This window comes from Candidatus Nealsonbacteria bacterium (assembly GCA_026396195.1).
GTDB lineage: Bacteria > Patescibacteriota > Minisyncoccia > Minisyncoccales > JAGGXC01 > JAPLXH01.
On the sequence record JAPLXH010000007.1, the window covers coordinates 96,068 to 115,348 of the forward strand.

At 37.4% G+C, this 19,281-nt stretch carries 17 protein-coding genes and 4 tRNA genes; 14 read left to right on the plus strand and 7 right to left on the minus strand.

What is annotated here, in order from left to right; translation table 11 throughout:
• The first annotated feature begins 60 nt into the window (after nt 1–60).
• From NTU58_02920 to NTU58_02950, 7 genes are all read left to right on the plus strand, one after another.
• The gene (locus tag NTU58_02920; GenBank protein ID MCX6764636.1) at nt 61–1,071 is read left to right on the plus strand and encodes an HDIG domain-containing protein; all 1,011 of its coding nucleotides are present in this window, start codon (nt 61–63) and stop codon (nt 1,069–1,071) included.
• A gap of 17 nt (nt 1,072–1,088) precedes the next feature.
• On the plus strand, nt 1,089–1,559 hold the full coding sequence (locus tag NTU58_02925; protein MCX6764637.1) for a hypothetical protein: 471 nt from the start codon (nt 1,089–1,091) through the stop codon (nt 1,557–1,559).
• A gap of 157 nt (nt 1,560–1,716) precedes the next feature.
• Nucleotides 1,717–1,787 (plus strand) — tRNA-Pro (locus NTU58_02930).
• Nucleotides 1,788–1,794: 7 nt separating this feature from the next.
• Nucleotides 1,795–1,865, plus strand: a tRNA-Ala gene (locus NTU58_02935).
• Nucleotides 1,866–1,872: 7 nt separating this feature from the next.
• Nucleotides 1,873–2,307 carry a YraN family protein gene (locus NTU58_02940; protein ID MCX6764638.1) on the plus strand — a complete coding sequence of 145 codons (435 nt, stop codon included), beginning with the start codon at nt 1,873–1,875 and terminating at the stop codon, nt 2,305–2,307.
• A gap of 152 nt (nt 2,308–2,459) precedes the next feature.
• The gene (nusA, locus tag NTU58_02945; GenBank protein ID MCX6764639.1) at nt 2,460–3,743 is read left to right on the plus strand and encodes a transcription termination factor NusA; all 1,284 of its coding nucleotides are present in this window, start codon (nt 2,460–2,462) and stop codon (nt 3,741–3,743) included.
• A gap of 16 nt (nt 3,744–3,759) precedes the next feature.
• Nucleotides 3,760–4,293 carry an inorganic diphosphatase gene (locus NTU58_02950; GenBank protein ID MCX6764640.1) on the plus strand — a complete coding sequence of 178 codons (534 nt, stop codon included), beginning with the start codon at nt 3,760–3,762 and terminating at the stop codon, nt 4,291–4,293.
• Nucleotides 4,294–4,317: 24 nt separating this feature from the next.
• Here the strand turns inward: NTU58_02950 and NTU58_02955 are convergent, their stop codons facing one another.
• The gene (locus tag NTU58_02955; GenBank protein ID MCX6764641.1) at nt 4,318–4,800 is read right to left on the minus strand and encodes a hypothetical protein; all 483 of its coding nucleotides are present in this window, start codon (nt 4,798–4,800) and stop codon (nt 4,318–4,320) included.
• A gap of 42 nt (nt 4,801–4,842) precedes the next feature.
• Between NTU58_02955 and tig the strand changes: the two genes are divergently transcribed.
• The 5 genes from tig to NTU58_02980 all read left to right on the plus strand — a co-directional run bounded on the left by tig (nt 4,843) and on the right by NTU58_02980 (nt 10,367).
• Entirely contained in the window at nt 4,843–6,126 is a 1,284-nt protein-coding gene (gene tig, locus NTU58_02960; protein MCX6764642.1) for a trigger factor, read from the plus strand.
• Between the two features lie 10 nt (nt 6,127–6,136).
• The gene (locus NTU58_02965) at nt 6,137–6,721 is read left to right on the plus strand and encodes an ATP-dependent Clp protease proteolytic subunit (protein MCX6764643.1); all 585 of its coding nucleotides are present in this window, start codon (nt 6,137–6,139) and stop codon (nt 6,719–6,721) included.
• 96 nt (nt 6,722–6,817) lie between these two features.
• A complete protein-coding gene (locus NTU58_02970; GenBank protein ID MCX6764644.1) occupies nt 6,818–8,338 on the plus strand; it encodes a hypothetical protein in 1,521 nt (506 codons plus the stop codon).
• Nucleotides 8,339–8,505: 167 nt separating this feature from the next.
• Entirely contained in the window at nt 8,506–10,035 is a 1,530-nt protein-coding gene (gene rny, locus NTU58_02975) for a ribonuclease Y (protein ID MCX6764645.1), read from the plus strand.
• Nucleotides 10,036–10,094: 59 nt separating this feature from the next.
• Nucleotides 10,095–10,367, plus strand: a complete 273-nt coding sequence (locus NTU58_02980) for an HU family DNA-binding protein (GenBank protein ID MCX6764646.1) — start codon at nt 10,095–10,097, stop codon at nt 10,365–10,367.
• Between the two features lie 244 nt (nt 10,368–10,611).
• On the opposite strand, the gene NTU58_02985 is transcribed toward NTU58_02980, so the two are convergent.
• The 4 genes from NTU58_02985 to NTU58_03000 all read right to left on the minus strand — a co-directional run bounded on the left by NTU58_02985 (nt 10,612) and on the right by NTU58_03000 (nt 15,548).
• Complete coding sequence (locus NTU58_02985; GenBank protein MCX6764647.1) at nt 10,612–11,001, minus strand: SRPBCC family protein; 390 nt, start codon at nt 10,999–11,001, stop codon at nt 10,612–10,614.
• A 64-nt stretch (nt 11,002–11,065) separates the two neighbouring features.
• A complete protein-coding gene (locus NTU58_02990) occupies nt 11,066–12,019 on the minus strand; it encodes a hypothetical protein (GenBank protein MCX6764648.1) in 954 nt (317 codons plus the stop codon).
• 342 nt (nt 12,020–12,361) lie between these two features.
• The gene (locus tag NTU58_02995) at nt 12,362–13,447 is read right to left on the minus strand and encodes a HEPN domain-containing protein (GenBank protein ID MCX6764649.1); all 1,086 of its coding nucleotides are present in this window, start codon (nt 13,445–13,447) and stop codon (nt 12,362–12,364) included.
• Nucleotide 13,448: 1 nt separating this feature from the next.
• Nucleotides 13,449–15,548, minus strand: a complete 2,100-nt coding sequence (locus NTU58_03000) for a hypothetical protein (protein ID MCX6764650.1) — start codon at nt 15,546–15,548, stop codon at nt 13,449–13,451.
• Nucleotides 15,549–15,967: 419 nt separating this feature from the next.
• On the opposite strand from NTU58_03000, the gene NTU58_03005 reads away from it, so the two are divergent.
• Nucleotides 15,968–16,147, plus strand: a complete 180-nt coding sequence (locus tag NTU58_03005) for a hypothetical protein (GenBank protein MCX6764651.1) — start codon at nt 15,968–15,970, stop codon at nt 16,145–16,147.
• On the plus strand, nt 16,131–16,898 hold the full coding sequence (locus NTU58_03010) for a hypothetical protein (GenBank protein ID MCX6764652.1): 768 nt from the start codon (nt 16,131–16,133) through the stop codon (nt 16,896–16,898). Before NTU58_03005 ends, NTU58_03010 begins: the two co-directional genes overlap by 17 nt.
• Before the next feature lie 1,949 nt (nt 16,899–18,847).
• Here the strand turns inward: NTU58_03010 and NTU58_03015 are convergent.
• Both NTU58_03015 and NTU58_03020 read right to left on the minus strand, forming a co-directional pair.
• A tRNA-Gly gene (locus NTU58_03015) sits at nt 18,848–18,921 on the minus strand.
• Between the two features lie 18 nt (nt 18,922–18,939).
• Nucleotides 18,940–19,010 (minus strand) — tRNA-Pro (locus tag NTU58_03020).
• Nucleotides 19,011–19,281: the final 271 nt, after the last annotated feature.

Genomic DNA, 19,281 nt, shown 5'->3' on the forward strand with positions numbered 1-19,281 from the left:
TCGGCAAGATTCAGAAAAAAGATTGAAAAAAATAAATTTCTAGATTAAGATGAAAACGAAATGGAAATTCCTAAAGAAGTCCAATCTATCATAAAAGAATTGGAAAATAAAGAGTTTGAAGCCTATATTGTTGGAGGCTGCGTTCGCGATTTTTTGCTTGCCCGTCGAAGCGAAAGCGAAGGAGGGAGAAAAATAAAGCCCCGAGATTGGGACATAGCTACCAATGCGAAACCCGAAGAAATTAAAAAAATATTTTTAAAAAGTTATTCCGACAATAAATTCGGCACGGTGATTGTTTTGACCGGTTCCAAAGATGAAAGCTTGGCAGAAGTTGAAATTACCCCTTATCGCATTGATGAAAAATATAGCGACAAGCGTCATCCCGATAAAGTTATTTGGGCGCAAAGAATTGAACAGGATTTGTCCAGGAGAGATTTTACCATAAATGCCATCGCAATGGGGGTTGGCGGAGAAAATAAAAAATCAGAAACAAAAATTATTGACCCTTTTGACGGAGAAAAAGATTTAAAAAATAAAATTATCCGGGCAGTGGGCAGTCCCCAAGACCGATTTTCTGAAGATGCTTTAAGAATGATGAGGGCTGTAAGATTTGCAACGACTTTAGGTTTTGAGATAGAGTCCGAGACCGCAAAAGCCATAAATAATAATTCTCATTTATTAAAAGCCATATCCAAAGAAAGAATAAGGGATGAATTTATGAAAATTATTATGTCGGAAAATGCGGACCAAGGAGTTGAATTGTTGAGAGAATTAAATCTTTTAAAATATATTATTCCGGAACTTGAAGAAGGACACGGGGTTTCTCAAAACAAACACCATGTTTATGAAGTTTATAAACATTCTTTGCTTTCTTTGAGATACGCGGCCAAGAAAAATTTTAATAAATATGTAAGAATGGCAACTTTGCTTCATGATATTGGAAAGCCCCGGGTTAAAAAAGGAGAAGGGCAAAATTCTACTTTTTATAACCATGAAATAGTAGGCGCTAAAATGACTTGTCAGATATTAGATTGCCTTAAGTTTTCCAAAAAGATATTGAAAAAATCGTAAAACTGGTAAGATATCATTTGTTTTATTATCATCCGGACGAAGTCGGTGAAAGCTCGGTCAGAAGATTGGTCAGACAAGTTGGGCCGGAAAATATGGAAGAATTATTGCAAGTCAGATTGTCCGATAGAATCGGCTCCGGTTGTCCGAAAGCGGAACCTTATAAATTACGTTATTTAAAATATGTTATTGAGAAAACTGCCCAGGATTCGATTTCGGTCAAGAATTTAAAAATTTCGGGCAACGATATAATGGAAATTTTAAAAATCGAACCGGGTCCCAAAATCGGAATGATTCTTGATGTTTTGTTGGGCGAAGTTTTGGAGAATCCGGATAAAAATAAAAAAGAAATTTTAAAAAAAGAAACTGAAAAATTAGGAAAATTATCGGAAAAAGAATTAAAAAACTTGACCGAAAAAGCCAGAGAAGAAAGAGAAAAAATAGAAATGAAAAGAGATGAGATGACAAAGAAGAAATATTGGGTGACGTAGTTCAGGAAATAATTTTAGAGACACGCTCTGCATCCCAGCGGGATGCAAGCTTAGTTCCTCGACAAATTCAAGCACATAAAAATTTATGTGCTTGACCATGCAATTTGCCTGCGGATAGTCACTAAAATTATTTTCTTCACTTTTAAATTTTAAAAATCGGGGTGTAGTATAACGGCAGTATGCAGGGTTCGGGACTCTGCGGTCTGGGTTCAATTCCCAGCACCCCGACAAGAACGGGCCTGTAGTTTAACGGCAGAACACTACATTCGCATTGTAGGAATGCGGGTTCAATTCCCGCCGGGTCCATAATATCATGTCTTCAAAAGAAATCGGAATTCTGGGAGAAAAAATTGCGGAAAATTATTTAAGGAAAAAAGGTTATAAAATTTTGGAGAAAAATTATTCTCCAAGTTTTGTTACAGGTTTAAATATTGGAGAAATCGACCTTATAACCAAAAAAGAAGATGTAATTATTTTTGTTGAAGTAAAGACCCTTCGACTTCGCTCCCTTCAATTCGATTCAGGACAAGCAGGGCAAGCCTTTCGAAAAAATCAGGGCGAGTATTTTAATCCCGAGGATAAAGTTAATTATCAAAAACAAAGAAAAATAATAAAAACAGCCCAAAGTTATATTTTAGAGAAAAAACTTTTTTCTGAAATTAAATGGCAGGTTGATGTTTTGTCTATTGTCATTAATTTTGAAACAAGAAAGGCAAAAATTAAACACTTTAAGAATGCAGTTGTTTGATCCTCCTTCGTCCCGACCGTGTCGGGACTACGGATAGATAAACACTCTTCGATTTTCATGTAATATTTATTAAGAAGTTGACCAGTATGTTTTATTTTGCTAAACTAATATAAATTTAAAGGTTGTCCGCGAAAGGGGACCTTTTTTAAAATATGGATATTAAAATTTTTGCTTCCGCCATTGCTCAAATTGCCGAAGAAAAAGGCATTGCTGAAGAAAAAGTATTTGAGATTATCGAGCAGGCAATAGCTGCGGCTTATAAAAAAGATTACGGACAGAAGGGACAAAAAATTGAAGCCAAGCTTAATCAAAAAACCGGCGAGGTTAAATTTTGGCAGGTTAAATTGGTTGTTGACCAAGGAATGCTTCTTACTGACGAAGAGCTGGAAAAAATGAAGGCCGAAAATAAAGAAGAATTTGAAGAAAAAGAAGGAGAGCCGAAAGAAAAGAAAGTAAAATTTAATCCGGAACGTCATATTATGATAGAGGAAGCCGAGAAAACGGATTCTAAAATTAAAGTTGGCGAAGAATTAAAAATTCTTTTAAAAACCCAGGAAGATTACGGCAGAATTGCCGCCCAGACTGCCAAACAAGTGATTTTACAAAGAATAAAAGAGGCGGAAAGAGACACGGTTTTGGATGAATTTAGAAAAAAAGAAGGAGAAATTATTTCCGGGATTATTCAACGGATTGAAGGAAAAACGATTTATTTGAATCTTGGAAAAACCGTGGGCGTTTTGCCTCTGGAGGAGCAGGTTATAGGAGAATTTTACAGAATTTCTCAAAGACTGAAAGTTTATTTATTAAAAGTAGAGGAAACCTCAAAGGGTCCCTTAGTTTTTGTTTCTCGGGTTTATCCAAAATTAGTTTCCAAGCTTTTTGAATTAGAGGTACCTGAAATTTCTTCAGGTCAGGTAGAAATTAAATCAATTGCCAGAGAGGCCGGGTCTAGGTCAAAAATTGCGGTATCAGCTACTGACAAAGGAATTGACCCAATAGGTTCAGTAGTGGGCCAAAGGGGAACCAGAGTAATGGCAGTGATAAACGAATTAGGCGGAGAAAAAATTGACGTGATTGAATGGGCGGAAAATCCAGAAAAATTTATTGCTAATTCCCTGGCTCCGGCTAAGGTTTCCGCAGTAAAAATCGGAGCAAAGAATACCGCCCAAGCATTGGTACCGGAAGACCAATTATCTTTGGCCATAGGTAAGAACGGCCAAAATGTCAGATTGGCAGCCAAGCTTACCGGCTGGAAAATAGACGTAAAATCAGAAACTTCTCCGGAAGAACCGACCGAAGAGTTAGAAAAAGAAAAAACCTCAGAAAAAAAAGAGCCAAAAAAAGAACCCTCCTCCGCCGAAGTAGATTCGGCTACGAAGGTCAAGTCGGAGGGCGAGGAAAGACCAAAAAAAGAAACAAAAAAAGAAAAAAAATAAATTAATTTTTAAAAATATGATAAATCTTTTTAAAGATATTCCGGCGGGAGAAAATCCTCCGGAAAATATAAATGTTATCGTAGAGAATATAAAAGGATCGAAAAACAAGATTGAATACGAAAAAGAAGGATTTTTTAAATTAGACAGGACTTGTTATTCTCCTTTTTCTACTCCCTTTGAGTACGGTTTTATTCCTCAAACAGAATCCGGAGACGGAGATGCTTTAGACGTTATACTTTTGGTAACCCATTCTACTTTTCCGGGTTGTCTTATTAAATCAAGGCCAATAGGGTTGCTTCTGATGGAAGACGAGGAAGGAGAGGACAGTAAAATTATTGCAGTTCCTGATGATAAAGTTGACCCTAGATTTAAAGAAATTAGGGACATAAAAGACGTAGGTCAACATTTAAAAGATGAAATTGAGATATACTTCGCTGATTACAAAAAGCTTGAAAAAGAAAAATATAAATACGTTAAAGTAAAAGGCTGGGAAGGATCAGAAAAAGCTAAAAAGTTGATAAAAGAAGGAATAGCATCTTATAAAAAATAAAAAAAAGCGTGAAAATTTCACGCTTTAATGGTTTAGAAATCCGAGGCCCCAGTATACTGCATAACAAAGAACAAAGACGCGGAACGCGTTACCTAAAAGCAAAATAATTAAAGCGCCTTTCATTTTGATAGTTCTGGCCGCAATAATCGTTGCTGTCGGAAGTTCGGGCAAAAGAGGAATAAAAGTTAAAATTGAAATAGCCAGCCCGCTTCTTTTTATCAGCCAATTTATCATTTTTTCTCTTTTTTCTTTGATTGAATCGAGCCATTTGATTTTTTTTATTTTCTCTGAAATTTTTTCTAAAAGAACCTTAAAAGGTTCCCATTTTTTTAAAAGACCAATTGCGCCGCCTGTCAGTTGGTAAGTCAATAAAAGAGTGAAAGACCAATAGATTGTCAAAGTTACTGTTGCTTGCCAAAAAGGAATTCCCTGAAGCTTCCAGTAGATTGCAGCCGCCCAACCGTTAATAACCATCAATATAAATCCTATTAATTCTTCAAACACCAAAATCCATCTCCTTTTAACAGCCCTCTAAGCTTAACAAATTTTATGGAAACGTCAATTAAAAAATTGCCAAAATCAAAAATAGAAATTGAGATTACTCTTTCTCCCTCAGAGTTTGATGAATATTATAAAAAAGCAATTCTGAATTTAAAAGAAAAAATCGAAATGAAAGGATTCAGGAAGGGCAAGGTGCCTTTGGAAATTATTGAAAAAGAAATCAGCCAGGCCGAAATTTTGAATCAAGCCGCCCAATTGGCAATCAGGGAAAGCTACTTTGAAACAGTTGAAAAAGAAAAATTGGAAATAATTGAAAAAGCGGAAATAGAAATTCTAAAAATCGCTAAATCCAACCTTTTTATTTTTAAAGCTAAAGTTTCAGTTTTGCCTGGCGTTGACGACTTGCCTGATTATAAAAAAATTGCCGCTGCCTGCAAAGAAAAAGAAATTTCAATAGAAGAAAAAGAGGTTAAAGATGCCATGGATTGGATTTTGAAGTCCCGGGCCAAACTTATAGCTCTTGACCGGGAAGCGCAAAATGGAGATTTTGTTGAGATTGAATATTCTTCCTTGCAAATCGAGGGAGGCGCCAAAAAGAAAGACTCTTTTTTATTAGGACAAGGCCATTTTATTAAAGGATTCGAAGAAAAACTGGAAGGCATGAAGGCTGGTGAAGAAAAAGAATTTTCCTTGATTTTAGATAAAAACAATATCAAAAAAGAGATAGCCGGCAAAGAAGTCAGTTTTAGGGTAAAAATGAAATCAATTTTTAAAATGGAATTGCCCGAGCTTAATGATGAATTTGCCAAGAGCCTGGGTAAATTTGAAAACTTAGCTGCTTTGAAAAAAAACTTAAGAGAAGGCATTAAAATGGAAAAAAGCGTAAAAGAAAAAGAGAGGCACCGGACGGAAATTTTAGAAAAAATAGCTGATTTGATAAAATGGGATTTGCCGGAAAGCTTAATAGAACAAGAAAGAGAAAGATTGTTCCAAGATTTTAAAATGAGCTTTTCTCAAAACGCCGGAATTTTTTTTGAAGATTATCTGAAAAGTAACCAGAAAAACGAAATAGAAATAAAGGATTCATTTTTGAGATTAGCTGAAAAAAATATAAAAAACTTTTTGATTTTGAGAAAAATTTTTGAAAAAGAAAAAATCGAAGTTTCAGAAGGCGAAGTTAACCGAGAAATTGAAGAAAATTTAAAACAATATCCCGAAGCCGGCTTTATGGAAAAAAATCTTGATTTGGAAAAAATTAAACATTATACTGAAGATAGAATTAAAAACGAAAAAGTTTTTCAATTCTTGGAAAATCTTTCAAAGCTAAGTTAAATACCGTATCATGTCTTTAATTCCAATTGTCGTAGAAAAATCTCAATTTGGAGAAAGAGCATATGACATTTATTCCAGGCTTTTAAAAGAAAGAGTTATTTTGCTTACCGGCCCCATTGTTGATGAATCGGCTAATTTAGTCATTGCCCAGCTTTTATTTTTGGCCTCGAGAGACCCAAAAAGAGATATCAGCCTTTACATTAATAGTCCCGGAGGAGTGGTAACCTCGGCCTTGGCGATTTATGACACCATGCAATATGTTAAGTGCGATGTTTCCACTTTTTGCTTGGGCCAAGCTGCTTCGGGAGCCGCGCTTTTGTTGGCCGCCGGAACCAAGGGGAAAAGATATGCCCTGCCTAATTCCGAGATTCTTTTGCATCAGGTAATGGGAAAAGCATCCGGCCAAGCGGTTGACGTGGAAATTTGGTCAAAACACATTTTAAGAATAAGAGAAAGGCTTAATAAAATTCTTTCCAATCATACGGGCCAATCTTTAAAAAAAATTGAAAAAGACACTGACCGAGATTTTTTCCTTTCAGCCCAAGAAGCCAAGGACTACGGAATTCTTGACGAGGTGATTAAGACAAAAGAATGATTTGATTATTTTTTCGTTTACCAAAGCCGTTTTTTAAAAAGGGCTTTTTCTTTTTTTATGAAAAATGGTATAATATAAAAACGATAAATTTAAATTATGAAAAACATGAAAAAGAAATTATTTTTAATAATCCTGATAGTTTTAAGTGTTTTTTTTGTAAAAAACACAAAATTTGAAAATAACAATATCAAAGATAATAGTTTTTTATATATATTTAAAAATTCAACAGTAAAAGCCCAGCCATCATGTCCAATGGAAATAGGTGAGCCATGTACTCCATTTGAACCCGATCCTGGCGATGATTATCCTCTGCCTGATGGTAGTTTTTCTTATTCAGGGCTTTCATTCGCTTCTATGGATGAATTTTTTGAAGCCTTTTGGGCTGTTTTGGGTCACGCTTGGTCAGAAAATACTGGCTGGATAAGTTTTAGTTGTATCGACCATCTTTCTTGTGAAACTTCAAATTATGGAGTTTACATTGATAAGGTAACTGGTGAATTTTCCGGCTACGCTTGGTCAGAAAATATTGGCTGGATAAGCTTTAATAAAGACGATGATAATTGTAATTTTGAAGGAGTACGTTTTACTTCTACGCCGGGAGAGGTGACTGGTTTTGCCAAGGTTTTATCTTATAAGTTTTCGGGAGGCTGTTTGAAATTAAATGGAATTGTTCAAGATACCGCAGAACCCTACGGCGTATCAATGGATTCCCATGGTAAGTTCCATGGTTGGGCTTGGTCAGAAGATGTATTGGGCTGGGTAAGTTTCAACTGCGATAATACGGGAGCAGCCAATTGCGAACAGTCAAAATATGAAGTGTTTCTTTTTGATGGCAATGTTATTAATAATACTGCTCCTGAGGCCAAGATGTCTTGCGACATTGTAGATTGTGCGGGTAGCGGTTGCGAATGCAATGGAACATGGGAAACTTACAATCAAGGCGGTGACAGCAGTAATGCCATATACACAATTATAAATGAGTCTATCGACCCTGACCCCGGAGATTCCATAGCTGCTTCTAATTGGAAATTAAGAGATGCTGTAAGCAGAGCAGTTGTTTTTCAAATGGATTGTCCCGGAGCTTGTATTTTTACTATTCAAGATACTGATCCTGGAAATTATAATATAGAACTGAAGGTTACGGATCAAAGAGGCAAGTCAGCCACAACCTCTCATCCAATAAAAATAAAACAAGAAGCAATTGCTGCTTTTGAATGTTGCTTATCTTATTCTGAGAATCCGGATGATTGGAAAACCTGTGATGATGCAGAATTTAAAAATAAAATGCCCGGTACCGTAATTTATTTAAAAGATGATCTTCCTGACCTTCATTTGCATTCCATTGCTTCGGATGGCGGCAGTTTTATTGTAAATAGAACTTGGACTTTGAATGGCATTGTTCAGGCAGAAAACAATTCAACGTCTTCCATTGTCCTGTCAAAATCTTTGAATTCAATTAAATTGACCATTACAGACGACCAAACAGAAGCTAGGACTGCGGCTTTGGATATCTCCATTCAAACTCTTATTCCGGCGCCCCCTGTATGGAAAGAAGTTTCGCCGGTTAGTTTTGCTGAAAAGATTCTGGCTTTTGTTTCCAGAATTTTTCGGGTTTAATCCTTGATTTTAAAAACAAAAACCAGTTAATTTATAATTAACTGGTTTTGACATTTATTTTTAAATTTTCTATTATAATATTATGCTTAAAAATAACCTTGAAATTTTGGTTTTTAATTATAATTTAAAGAATTTAATGTTTAATTGCCAATCTTTCAACTTAAAACATGAATCAATTTATTCCACTTTGGCTGGGTCTTTTTTCTTTGGCAGTGGGATCTGTTTTGGGCTATTTCGCCCGTCAATCAATTGCCAGAAAAGAAGCTGGCTCTATCGAAGAAAAACTTCAAAAGAAAATTGCTCGGGCTAAAATTGAGACCGAAGAAATACTGTCTAAGGCCAACAAAAAAGCCTTAGAAATAATTACCAAAGCCCAAGAAGAAGAAAACCAAAAAAGATTAGAAATCTCCAATACTCAGCACTTTTTATTAAAGAGGGAAGATTTGCTTACCCGAAGGCTTTCCGAAATGGAAACAAAAGAAGAGGATTTCCGTCAAAAAGTAGAAAAGCTGAGAAATATAAAAGTAAGCTTGGAAAAAGTAAAAGAAGAAGCTTTTAAAAATCTGGAAAAAATTTCCGGATTAACCAAGGCTCAGGCCAGAAAAGAATTAATGGAAAGTTTGGAAGTGGAATATCAAAGAGAGATCACCGAAAAAATCAAAAAACTGGAAGTCGAAAAGGAAGAAAGATTCCAAAGAAAAGCAAAAGAAATCTTAGCGACAATTATTCAAAAAATAGCTGTTAACCAAACGCAAGAGTTAACAACCACTACCGTCAGTCTTCCTAACGAAGAAATCAAAGGCCGGATTATCGGAAAAGAAGGTCGTAATATTCGTACCTTTGAAAAATTAACCGGTACGGAATTATTAATAGACGATGCGCCAGAAACAGTAATTATTTCCAGTTTCGACCCTGTTAGGCGCCAAATTGCCAAAATTGCTTTAGAAAAATTAATTGCTGATGGAAGGATTCAGCCGGCCAGGATCGAAGATACGGTTGAAAAAGCTACCGAAGAGATTTCAAAAAAAATAAAAGAAGCCGGCGAGCAGGCAGTTTACGACGTCGGTGTTATCGGTCTGGACCCTAAAATTATTCAGCTTTTAGGCAGGCTTCACTTTAGGCAGAGCTACGGTCAAAGCGTTTTAATTCATTCGCTTGAAGTGGCCAATTTGGCGGGAGCTTTAGCTTCAGAATTGGGGGCTGACGTCCAAATTGCCAAAAAAGCAGGTCTCCTTCATGACATTGGCAAGGCGGTTGACCATCAAATCGAAGGTTCTCACGTGGACATCGGAATAAAAATCTTAGAAAAATTTGATACGGAGCCGGAAGTGGTTAAGGCAATGAAGGCTCACCACGAAGAATATCCTTATGAAAGCCTGGAAGCCGTAATAGTCCAAACTGTTGACGCTATTTCCGGAAGCCGGCCGGGAGCGAGAAAAGATACTTTAGAAAATTACATTAAAAGATTGGAAGCTCTGGAAAAAATCGCTTTGTCTTTCAGCGGAATTGATAAGGCCTTTGCCTTACAGGCCGGGCGAGAAATTAGAGTTTTTGTGAGGCCGGAAGAAATAGATGATTTAAGGGCCAGAAAATTAGCCAAAGAAATCGCCGAAAGAGTCCAGTCCGAGTTAAAGTATCCGGGTGAAATAAAAGTAATTGTCATAAGAGAGTCCAGGGTAATTGAATACGCCAAGTAAAGTTGATATAATTAAATAAATCAAATAAAGGTCGGTCTTTTTAAATAAAAATAAAAAACATGACAAAAATAGATATAGTTGAAGCTTTAGCTAAAAAAACCAAATGTTCAAAATCTTGCGCCGGAGAATGTTTAAACGTAATTTTAGAAGAAATTACCAAATCTTTAAAGAGCGGTAAGGGCGTAGTTTTAACCGGATTCGGTTCTTTTTTAGTTGCTAAAAGAAAAGCCAGAACCGGAAGGAATCCTCAGACCGGAGAAGCGCTTAAAATTCCGGCCAGAACTGTTGCCAGATTTAAAGCCGGAAAACAACTGAAAGACGCTGTTAAATAAATTTGATTTTTAATAACGAAAAGCCGCCAAACAGAACTGGCGGTTTTTTCATTATGAGCAGGTCGCCCACCCGAAAAAGCGGGACGAACCTCGCTCGAAATGCAGTACATTATGAGCGGGATTGTGAACGAAGTTAGAACCTATTTTCAGACCACTACAGACCGATTCTTCATCCCAAGCTTATCATTGGAAGCGGCGAAAATCAATTAAAGCTAATCGAGGAATGTAGTCCGTTCGAACCTTTTTAACTTAAACTCTCTAATAATGACTTAAGCTTATCTAATACCTCAATAGCAAAAGGTTCTTTTAACTCTCCTTGGTTGACCCATTCATAATACTCAACTTCAGTGGCGTTACCGTCAATGGGCGTAAAGGTATATCTGACGCTATAGTTCCCATCCCCCGAGGTAAAAATAAAAAGTTTATTCTCCTCGTAGGCAGTAACGGTATACTCTGACCATTTGCCGTTCTGGTTTTGATTCCTGTAAACAGTGCCTATCTTTGTTGGTTTTTCATTCACTTCTTCTTTAGCTATAGAGCTAATCCAAGAGGGCGTATTCTCTGGATTCAGAGTAAATGTAAAAACTTCGTGAGCTAGTTTATTTATTTTGACAGTTAACTTGTTGTTTTTCATATTTTAACTTTACCAAAAAACCGTCTAGTTGGCGATTAGGGTCTAAGAATGAGCGAATTTTGTATCAGTTTACTTGGTTCGTTGGAAACCCTTTCAAAAAGCTCTCGATATTACCAACGAAAATTTCCTGTTTTGCTATTCTTGCCTCTTTTGTTATGTAGGCAATTGGCGGATAAATTATGCAATTTTTGAATTTTGAGAGCTTGTTTATATTTTCTTGAGACATCTCATCAGAGTGGTCTAAGATAAACGTTATATCTCCCTTGTTTAACCTTTCCGCTAAAGCGTCAATATCTACTAATTCCATTGGTGCGGTATTAATCACAATAGCTCCTTCCTTAATCTTTTGAATCCTTTTTTTGTCCAAGAAATTTTCAGTATCTTTAACTTGGGCAAAATGCAGTGAAAGAAAATCGCATTTTGGAATCAAATTGTCTACGTCCTCGTATTTTATACCCCTTAACTCAAACTCCTCTCTTCTGTTTATGTTCCAATACCTGACATCTGCACTAAAACCCAAAGCTATTTCTGCGACCCTACCGCCAATCTTTCCTAAACCTAAAACTCCGAATATCTTGTCTTTGATTTCAATGGCTGAAAAACCAACTTCAGAATAATTTCCTTCTCCTGCCTGTTTCTTTCCTTTTTCTGTTTCTCTAATATGTTCTAAGATTATGGCAAAAACAAATTCTGCAACTGATTCAGTTGCATATCCTGGGATATTACAGACAAGAATTCCTTTGCTTTTTGCATAATCAACATCAATCTTCCCATAGGCGGTAGCCAGCACGTCAATATATTTTAAGTTGGGCGCGCTATCTATTATTTCCTTATTAACCACTACTCCAAATCCTGTAAGCAGACAATCGGTGTCAGCTAGTTCGTCTTTAATCTCGGAGCTATCTTTATCGCAACTGACTATTTTTTCGGTCAGCGCTTCAATTCTTTGCCAATATACGGAATCCACTGCAAATTTCTTAATTCCGATAGTGAGAATTTTTTTGAATTTAGTATCCATATTACTTATCTTATTCTACCAAAAAATCGCCTGATTGGCGATTAGATAGTTAGTACGGTTTTTTATCCATAATTTATCAGCCGAAATTGTGCAATTATCATAGTAGCATTAGCCCAGTTTTGCCATATACACTACCCATACATCCAAAACATTAAATTCCGCTAAAATGCTCTCGCGTAGGTATACGTGTTTAATCAGAGCATAACAGTGTTATAAAGAATACTGTTAAAAGGGGGTACTCTCGTCCTTCTCGAGCCCTTCGTGGTGCAATTTTGATTTTGGGTAGTGGGAGTTTTGAAAAAGCCCTTTTTATTCGCGGCGGGGAAGACCTAAATTACACGACTAAACCTTGTCGAAAGCTTTTGACTTTGGCATAAGCGAAAGAATTTTCTCTGTCTCTTCAAGTACTTTCTTCCTTAGTTCAATATCTATAATTGACTGTTCAAGTAGATTGATAACTGTTTTTATATCCCCAAACATAGCCGATTGCAACCTTACGAGTTGAGCCAAATATAAATATGCAACAAGTGCCCAGCGCACATATTCTTTCTGCTTATAGAGAAGGCCGAAATCTGGAATGGGTAAATTATTATTAGCGGTTTTACTATCTTTCGCAATTTGAGCAAAAAATGAACCGTGCACGAACGCACTTCGCTGGGTATAGAGTTCCTTAATATCTTCCTCAATCGAAGGAAATCTGTAAGACAAAAGCGTTGCTATCCGTTTACGTAATCTATACCCAATCTCTTCATTTTTCGCCTTCTCCGCTGTGAATAAAGATTCTAAGATTGTTGCCATTTCCGCAGATTCTCTCTGCCAACCGAACGAACTTTTCTCATTCTCGTAATCTTTTAGGCCAGTATATAGGAACGCGGCTACAAATAATCTCCAATCTTCTTCTTCCCACTTTTGTATACGGTCTAAGTACCAGCTACCATATTTTGATTGTTCAAATAAGGTTTTATAAAAAGTTACAAACTCTTTTGTTTTGAATATGGAGTGGTCTTGGGTATGAAAATAAATAAGTGGGTCTTTTTTTGAATCTTGCTTCATTATGCCCATATCATTTACGGAGAAAAGTGGGTAAAGAAAATTTGGTGAATATAAATTAAAAAGAAACATAGTTTCCGTGTGGGCGAAACCTCCTTCTTCAAGTGTGTCGGGAACAAGCAAGCCCCACGAAGATTTCTCGTAAAGTTTTTTATTTATTCCGAAAATTCCTCCTATTGATTTGTCCTCAACTATATAGTTAGGGAGAACATTCTGATTTACGGGAGGTATTTTCTTTTTGATTTCCTCGGAAAATTCGTCAAGATTTAATTTCTTCAGATTCCAACACTCGTAACCATCCTGTATTTCAAAGATTTTTTCTGGTTGTTCTATCTCTTTGCCCGTGAATGCGAAAAACATTATTTTTGTTCTGCTCATATTATTTTGTCCAATCAACATCTTGTAGAAGAGGATTTACGGTTTTCATCTCGTCATAAATAACCTTAAAAGCTTTCTTCATTTCCTTCTTATGCTCGGCTGGTACAAGTTGGTATGTACCAAAAATAATCGCGATGTTTCCAATATAAATTTGCTTTTCCGCCATCCAGATGTTTTTAAGACGGCCAACTACTGCCAAAAGCCGTTTTGGCTCTTTAGCGAGAATAGGCAACACTTCTTCTGTTCCCTCTATGTAATACTGATAACCATCTTTTGGCTTGGTTTTGAGATAATTTTCGAGAGATTCAAGTGCTCGCTCATACAAAACCGCCGCATCGTCTGGTACAGTTTTTGATAATTCTTCAATAATAAGCGCCAATTTAGTCATAGCGCCACTGGCATACTTACCTTCAAGAAATAATGGTAAATACTCCTTGATTACTTCATAGGGTAGGACTTTGTCCACCAAAATTTTCCAAAGATGCCACGCGATAGAATCACTTATTGAAGGTGCACCATTTTTTATCTGTTCTTTCAAGAGTGCAATAAATTTATCGGGGTTGAACTTTCCACCGTAATACTGGGAATCGGCTTCGCGAAATAGCGCAAAATACACAACAAATGCAGCAAGGTCGTTATTCACTTCGTCGTCGTTCGTTGCCAAAAATAAGTTGAGCATTTCTTCTGCCTCGTCTTCGTTCAAATCACGAACCTTATTAAATATCTGGAGAAGTGCCTCCATAACACGCGCGTAAGACCTATTAGCGCGGATAGTATCAAGAGCCAACTGACGAATATATTGTCTTTCGTCGTCTTTCCAAGTAAATGCCGAACCATCTTGGTTACGCGTCGCGCGTCTTCGTCCCCAAAGCTCGATAAGCATAAAAGATGCCTGTATGCGAATATAAAGATTGTCTTCTTTAAGGTATCTCGTCATTATGTCAATAATTTCCGTATAGTATTGTGGCTGATTCTTTGCTACCATTTTCATCATTAACCAGCAAAGATGTCCCCTTACCGTTGTTATGATGTTTGCATCCTCTCCACGTAAAATCCGTGTGTGATAATTGAATTCTCCTTTAGGGTCATCTTTATCGTTTGTGCCATCTGGATTAGGACTTGGGTCATTGTGTAATTGTCTAACAATCCATAAAGCTTCATCGATTAAATCCTTTGCGAGCAATTCCTCTCCAAAAGAAATTAGATTTTCCTTCGCGCCGTCATCAGCAAGCCAATTTATGCTTCCAGTAAGGGATGTAACCGTTTTCACATAATCGAAAGCTTCCTGCTTCTTATCGCCAAGTTGATAGCGCATATATTGGAGCATCAACTGTGTCGCTGGTAAGCCAGCGATTGGCTGTTTACCTTTAATAGCATCTACAACGGAGCGGTCGTATACTAAAGCAAATTGTCCTTCTCGTGCCTCAAAGAACATTTTGTCTACGTTTTGAAACTCGGAGAAATCGAATCCAGAAAGCGCACGAATTGTATCGTTTCCATCTACAAACATAGCCCAACTAACTACCAGCAAGATTCTTTCGTGGTCTTGAACTGATACTTGCTGGTTTTTCTTTGGAAGTTTTTCTGCAAGACGAGCCGCTGCTGTCCCGTGCGGGTCAATACTTCTTGCGCCAGAATGAGAAGAAAAAACGACAGTATCAAGGTCTTTGAATCTATGAAACTCAAAACCGCCATACTTAAATTTTTCAACCTCACTGTTGTTTTTTATAGCTTGCTCAAGCTCGATTGCGAGCTTACTTGAATAAGCGGGTATTTCTTTCTTTTTGATTGTAAACTCTGGAGTAGAAATTAGATATCCTTTCACGCCCCGATTCAAAAGTTCTTTTTTCAAATGGTCAATCATTGACCCCCAAACCTTCCCTCTTGCCAAATCTTCACCGCTTTCAACGAGACGAAAAATCTCGGCAGCAACTTTTGTGCCGTCTTGTGCTTGAAGCTGATAATCGAAGTTCTCGCCAGTTGTGAGATTAACTACCACATCCCTTCCCGTAATTGCATATGTTGTGGAGCGCTCTTCTCCTAAATACTTTCTGAACCTTTCGATAGCTTCTTCTTCCCATTGTTCTTTTGCTTTAGGCATTTTATCGACGCTTTTATTTTATGCTGGTTAATGAATAAGGTCAATTTCTATCGGAGCTTATTTCCAACTGTGGATGAATTTCTATATCAGAGCATAACAGACGATAACTTTCTATAACCGTCGGGTCATTGACACTAAAATTTGGTGTTTGGTATAATTAAATTAGGTTACATAGCGTCGAGAGAAAACGACGACTACAAATTTCGTAACTGCCAATAAAATTGTATCCGTTTCTGCGGTAGCGCGGAGAACACTCCATAAACTATCCCAGAGTCGTTTTACAATTTTACGGGCAGTTTTTATTTAGCTCGTTAATTAAGATGGCGGGATTCCACTTGGAAAATTACGCAAAAGCCCTCTGCTGGCTTCGCGGGTCGCCAACTCCAAGTGGAAACCCGCCGAGCCAATAGCGGGCTTTTATGTTAAGCGAAGAAGCATTGCAAAATTTTAAGAAGGTTTGGAAAGAAGAATTTGGAGAGGAAATCCCCGATGATTTAGCGGTAGAAGAAGCCGTAAATCTTTTAACATTTTATAAGGTCATACATCGTCCAATCCGTAAGGACTGGCTTGATGAGAATGAAGATGGAAAAAATAAATGACATTTTGAATAAGAAAAAATGGCGGCCAAAACTGGATTCCCTTGATGGTTTACCAATAAGACCTTCAGTAAAACGAACGAGGTTGTATTTGGATAATGAATACTTTGAAAAAGGATACGGAGCTTTATTCCCTCATAGTGTTACGACGGTTTATTGTATCCTTGCGAGACGTGCAAGACACGAGACCCAAATCTGCTATCCAGCCGCACAAGATATTATGGGGCTCGGAGGAATAACGAACAGAAACACTATATTTAAGGCGTTCAAAATACTCGAAGCGTATGATATTTTAGCCATCGTTCGACGCTCAAAAGGGCGCGTACCGAACGTATATGCTTTACTCGATTCATCCCATTGGAAACCTATCAACAGTATCAATTTTGAAACCGTTATGGACTCGATAAGGAAGAAAAGAACAGTATCAAAAACAGATAGTCAACAGTTACAAAATCAACAAGCTAACAGTGGCACAGATGATACACGAAGTCATATAACAAAGTCAGATAATGAAATCAGTGAAAAAATTAAAAAAATTTCAATTAAAGGAACAGAACTACTGCAACGTCTGTCGCCAATAGCAAAGTCAGTGGTATCTCCTTGCTTCAGTGAAGACGATATAATCGGTTCTTTGGAGGAACTTGTCGCAGGTGGTAACAAAGTTGAAGAAATTGGCTATAAACTAATAATTGAAGCACTACGGCGTCGCGGCGCGATACCGATAAAAGAATTGCCGTCGTGGCTTAAAATTTAGTTGTTTATGAGTAATTTTTATAGTATAATTAAGCTGCGTCCTACAATTTCGTACAAACCACGAGGTATTTCTTTAGTGCAGGAAGGGGCTAATTGTCCGTCTTCCACTAAAGATGCCCTCGTGGTGTCTGAAATTGTGGGACGCAAGGCGGCAGTTAGTCCCTTTTTGCGTTATAAAAGTTAAAAATATGAAATACAACACAATAGCAAAAATCTGCGGTGTAATTGTCTTTCTCGATATGGCTTATATGCTTTATGCCGAGGGCAGTCATTTTACGTGGACAGTGTTCTTTGTGTTCACTGTGCTCGCGATTTTATTCAATACGCTTGATAAAAATAATAGCAATGGCAGACAACAACCCAAAAATTAAATACTTTCTTTACTGTCGGAAATCAACAGACGAAAAAGATAGACAGATTTTAAGTTTGGAATCGCAAGACGAGGAAGCAATAAAGCGATTCTCTAATCTTAAAATAAAAAAAATGTCTCACGAATCGGTGAGTGCATTCAAGCCGTACAAGCGTCCAATCTTCAAAGAAATGATTGAGCGTATTCAAAAAGGAGAAGCGCAAGGCATTATAGCTTGGCATCCAGACCGTTTGTCTCGAAATCCAATAGACGCAGCCCAAATTATTTATTTATTGGATACGGGAGCTCTCAAAGACCTTAAATTCTGCACATATAATTTCGACAATACCCCCGAAGGCAAAATGCTATTGCAAATTACGATGTCGCAATCGAAATACAGCTCTGATAAATTAAGCGGGGACGTTGCAAGGGGTCTACGTAAAAAAGCACAAACGGGATGGAGGCCGACTCTCGCGCCATTAGGATACATCAACAGTAAAACAAAACCGAAAGGTGAACAAGATTTCTCAAATGATGAAATAAGATTTTCTTTAGTAAAACAACTTTGGCAAATGATGCTTACGGGCAATTATAGCGTTTCGCAATTGCTTGATATTGCAAACAATAAATTAAAATTGACGCAGCCAACCACTCCCAAAAGACCTGAAAGAAAATTATATTTAAGTACTCTTTACCGCATATTCAGTAACCCCTTTTATTATGGTTGGTATGAATGGGGCAAAGATAACTGGCTTCAAGGGAATCACGAATCGATGATAACCGAAGAAGAATATGACCAAGTTCAAAAGCTACTGGGCAGACACGGGCGGCCAAGACCACAAAAGCATAGATTTGCTTTTACTGGAATAATGCGATGTCCTTGCGGAGCTGGTATTACAGCAGAAGAAAAAGTTAAAAAACAAAAAAATGGGAATATCCATCGCTATGTTTATTACCATTGCACCAGAAAAATAAATACCGATTGTACGGAAAAGTCCATTGAGATTAAAGATTTTAATAAACAAGTTGATGACGTTCTCGCTAAACTGAATATCTCGGAACGTTTCCAGAAATGGGCTCTGCAATACCTACACGAAATCAGAAAAACCGAAGCTCACGTCCAGCAAGATTCATTGGCTGCAAAACAGCACGCGCTGGCAAGAACAACAGAGCAATTAGAGAACCTACTGCTTAAATACATCGCGCCAGAAAATGCTGAAAATAAACTAATAGCAGAGCAAGAGTATGCGTCAGCAAAAAGTCGTCTGTTGAAAGAAAAAAGCTCTCTCGAAGAAGATTTAAGAAAACAAGGTAGGGATGTTGAGGAGTGGGTTGAATTAAGCGAGAAGACGTTTAATTTTGCTCGCTACGCGCGCATATGGTTCGCCAGAGGCGACGCAGATGCCAGACGAGCTATATTTGCCTGTTTAGGTTCGGACTTCCTCTTAAAAGACCAAAATGTTCTCATTTCTATGAGAAAACCCTTCAAATTTATCTTTGAAGGGTTGTCTCAAGCCGAAGAAGAATTAAAACGGTTAGAACCTGCCAAAATGCCTGAAAATGTGAGGGAATTTGATTCTTTACGGCAAAAAATTCCTGTGTGGAGCGGGATACGGGAGTCGAACCCGTCTCTTCACCTTGGAAGGGTGACGTTGAACCGATCAACTAATCCCGCAAGTAAATTTTTAATCTTTCGGGGCGCTGGGAATTGAACCCAGATTTCATGCTCCCAAAGCATGTATACTTCCATTGTACTACGCCCCGGGGTTAATTTCGGTCGCTATAAAAGGCCTCGTGTGAAAATCTCAAATCAAGTTAGCAATTTTTAATTTTACTATAAAAAATTTTTATTGCAAGTTTGTTTCTTTTGACCCGGCAAGTCGGGTCAAAAGAAGATATTCGGCTGAGCCCTTCGACGGTGAGCCGCTCAGGACGATAGAACCGCTCAGTCGAAGCCCTCTCTCCGCAAAGGATATCCACTCCCTTTAGGGCGGCGCAGTTCATTTTTTATTTTTATTTATGTTATGATATGATA

Excerpts from the sequence above, each read along its gene's own strand:
- NTU58_02965 (MCX6764643.1), top strand. The coding sequence starts at position 6,137 with ATGTCTTTAATTCCAATTGTCGTAGAAAAATCTCAATTTGGAGAAAGA.
- NTU58_02950 (MCX6764640.1), top strand. The coding sequence starts at position 3,760 with ATGATAAATCTTTTTAAAGATATTCCGGCGGGAGAAAATCCTCCGGAA.
- NTU58_02980 (MCX6764646.1), top strand. The coding sequence starts at position 10,095 with ATGACAAAAATAGATATAGTTGAAGCTTTAGCTAAAAAAACCAAATGT.
- NTU58_02920 (MCX6764636.1), top strand. The coding sequence starts at position 61 with ATGGAAATTCCTAAAGAAGTCCAATCTATCATAAAAGAATTGGAAAAT.
- NTU58_03000 (MCX6764650.1), bottom strand. The coding sequence starts at position 15,548 with ATGCCTAAAGCAAAAGAACAATGGGAAGAAGAAGCTATCGAAAGGTTC.
- NTU58_02990 (MCX6764648.1), bottom strand. The coding sequence starts at position 12,019 with ATGGATACTAAATTCAAAAAAATTCTCACTATCGGAATTAAGAAATTT.
- NTU58_02995 (MCX6764649.1), bottom strand. The coding sequence starts at position 13,447 with ATGAGCAGAACAAAAATAATGTTTTTCGCATTCACGGGCAAAGAGATA.
- nusA (MCX6764639.1), top strand. The coding sequence starts at position 2,460 with ATGGATATTAAAATTTTTGCTTCCGCCATTGCTCAAATTGCCGAAGAA.
- NTU58_02970 (MCX6764644.1), top strand. The coding sequence starts at position 6,818 with ATGAAAAACATGAAAAAGAAATTATTTTTAATAATCCTGATAGTTTTA.
- NTU58_03010 (MCX6764652.1), top strand. The coding sequence starts at position 16,131 with ATGGAAAAAATAAATGACATTTTGAATAAGAAAAAATGGCGGCCAAAA.
- NTU58_02985 (MCX6764647.1), bottom strand. The coding sequence starts at position 11,001 with ATGAAAAACAACAAGTTAACTGTCAAAATAAATAAACTAGCTCACGAA.
- tig (MCX6764642.1), top strand. The coding sequence starts at position 4,843 with ATGGAAACGTCAATTAAAAAATTGCCAAAATCAAAAATAGAAATTGAG.
- rny (MCX6764645.1), top strand. The coding sequence starts at position 8,506 with ATGAATCAATTTATTCCACTTTGGCTGGGTCTTTTTTCTTTGGCAGTG.
- NTU58_02940 (MCX6764638.1), top strand. The coding sequence starts at position 1,873 with ATGTCTTCAAAAGAAATCGGAATTCTGGGAGAAAAAATTGCGGAAAAT.
- NTU58_03005 (MCX6764651.1), top strand. The coding sequence starts at position 15,968 with ATGTTAAGCGAAGAAGCATTGCAAAATTTTAAGAAGGTTTGGAAAGAA.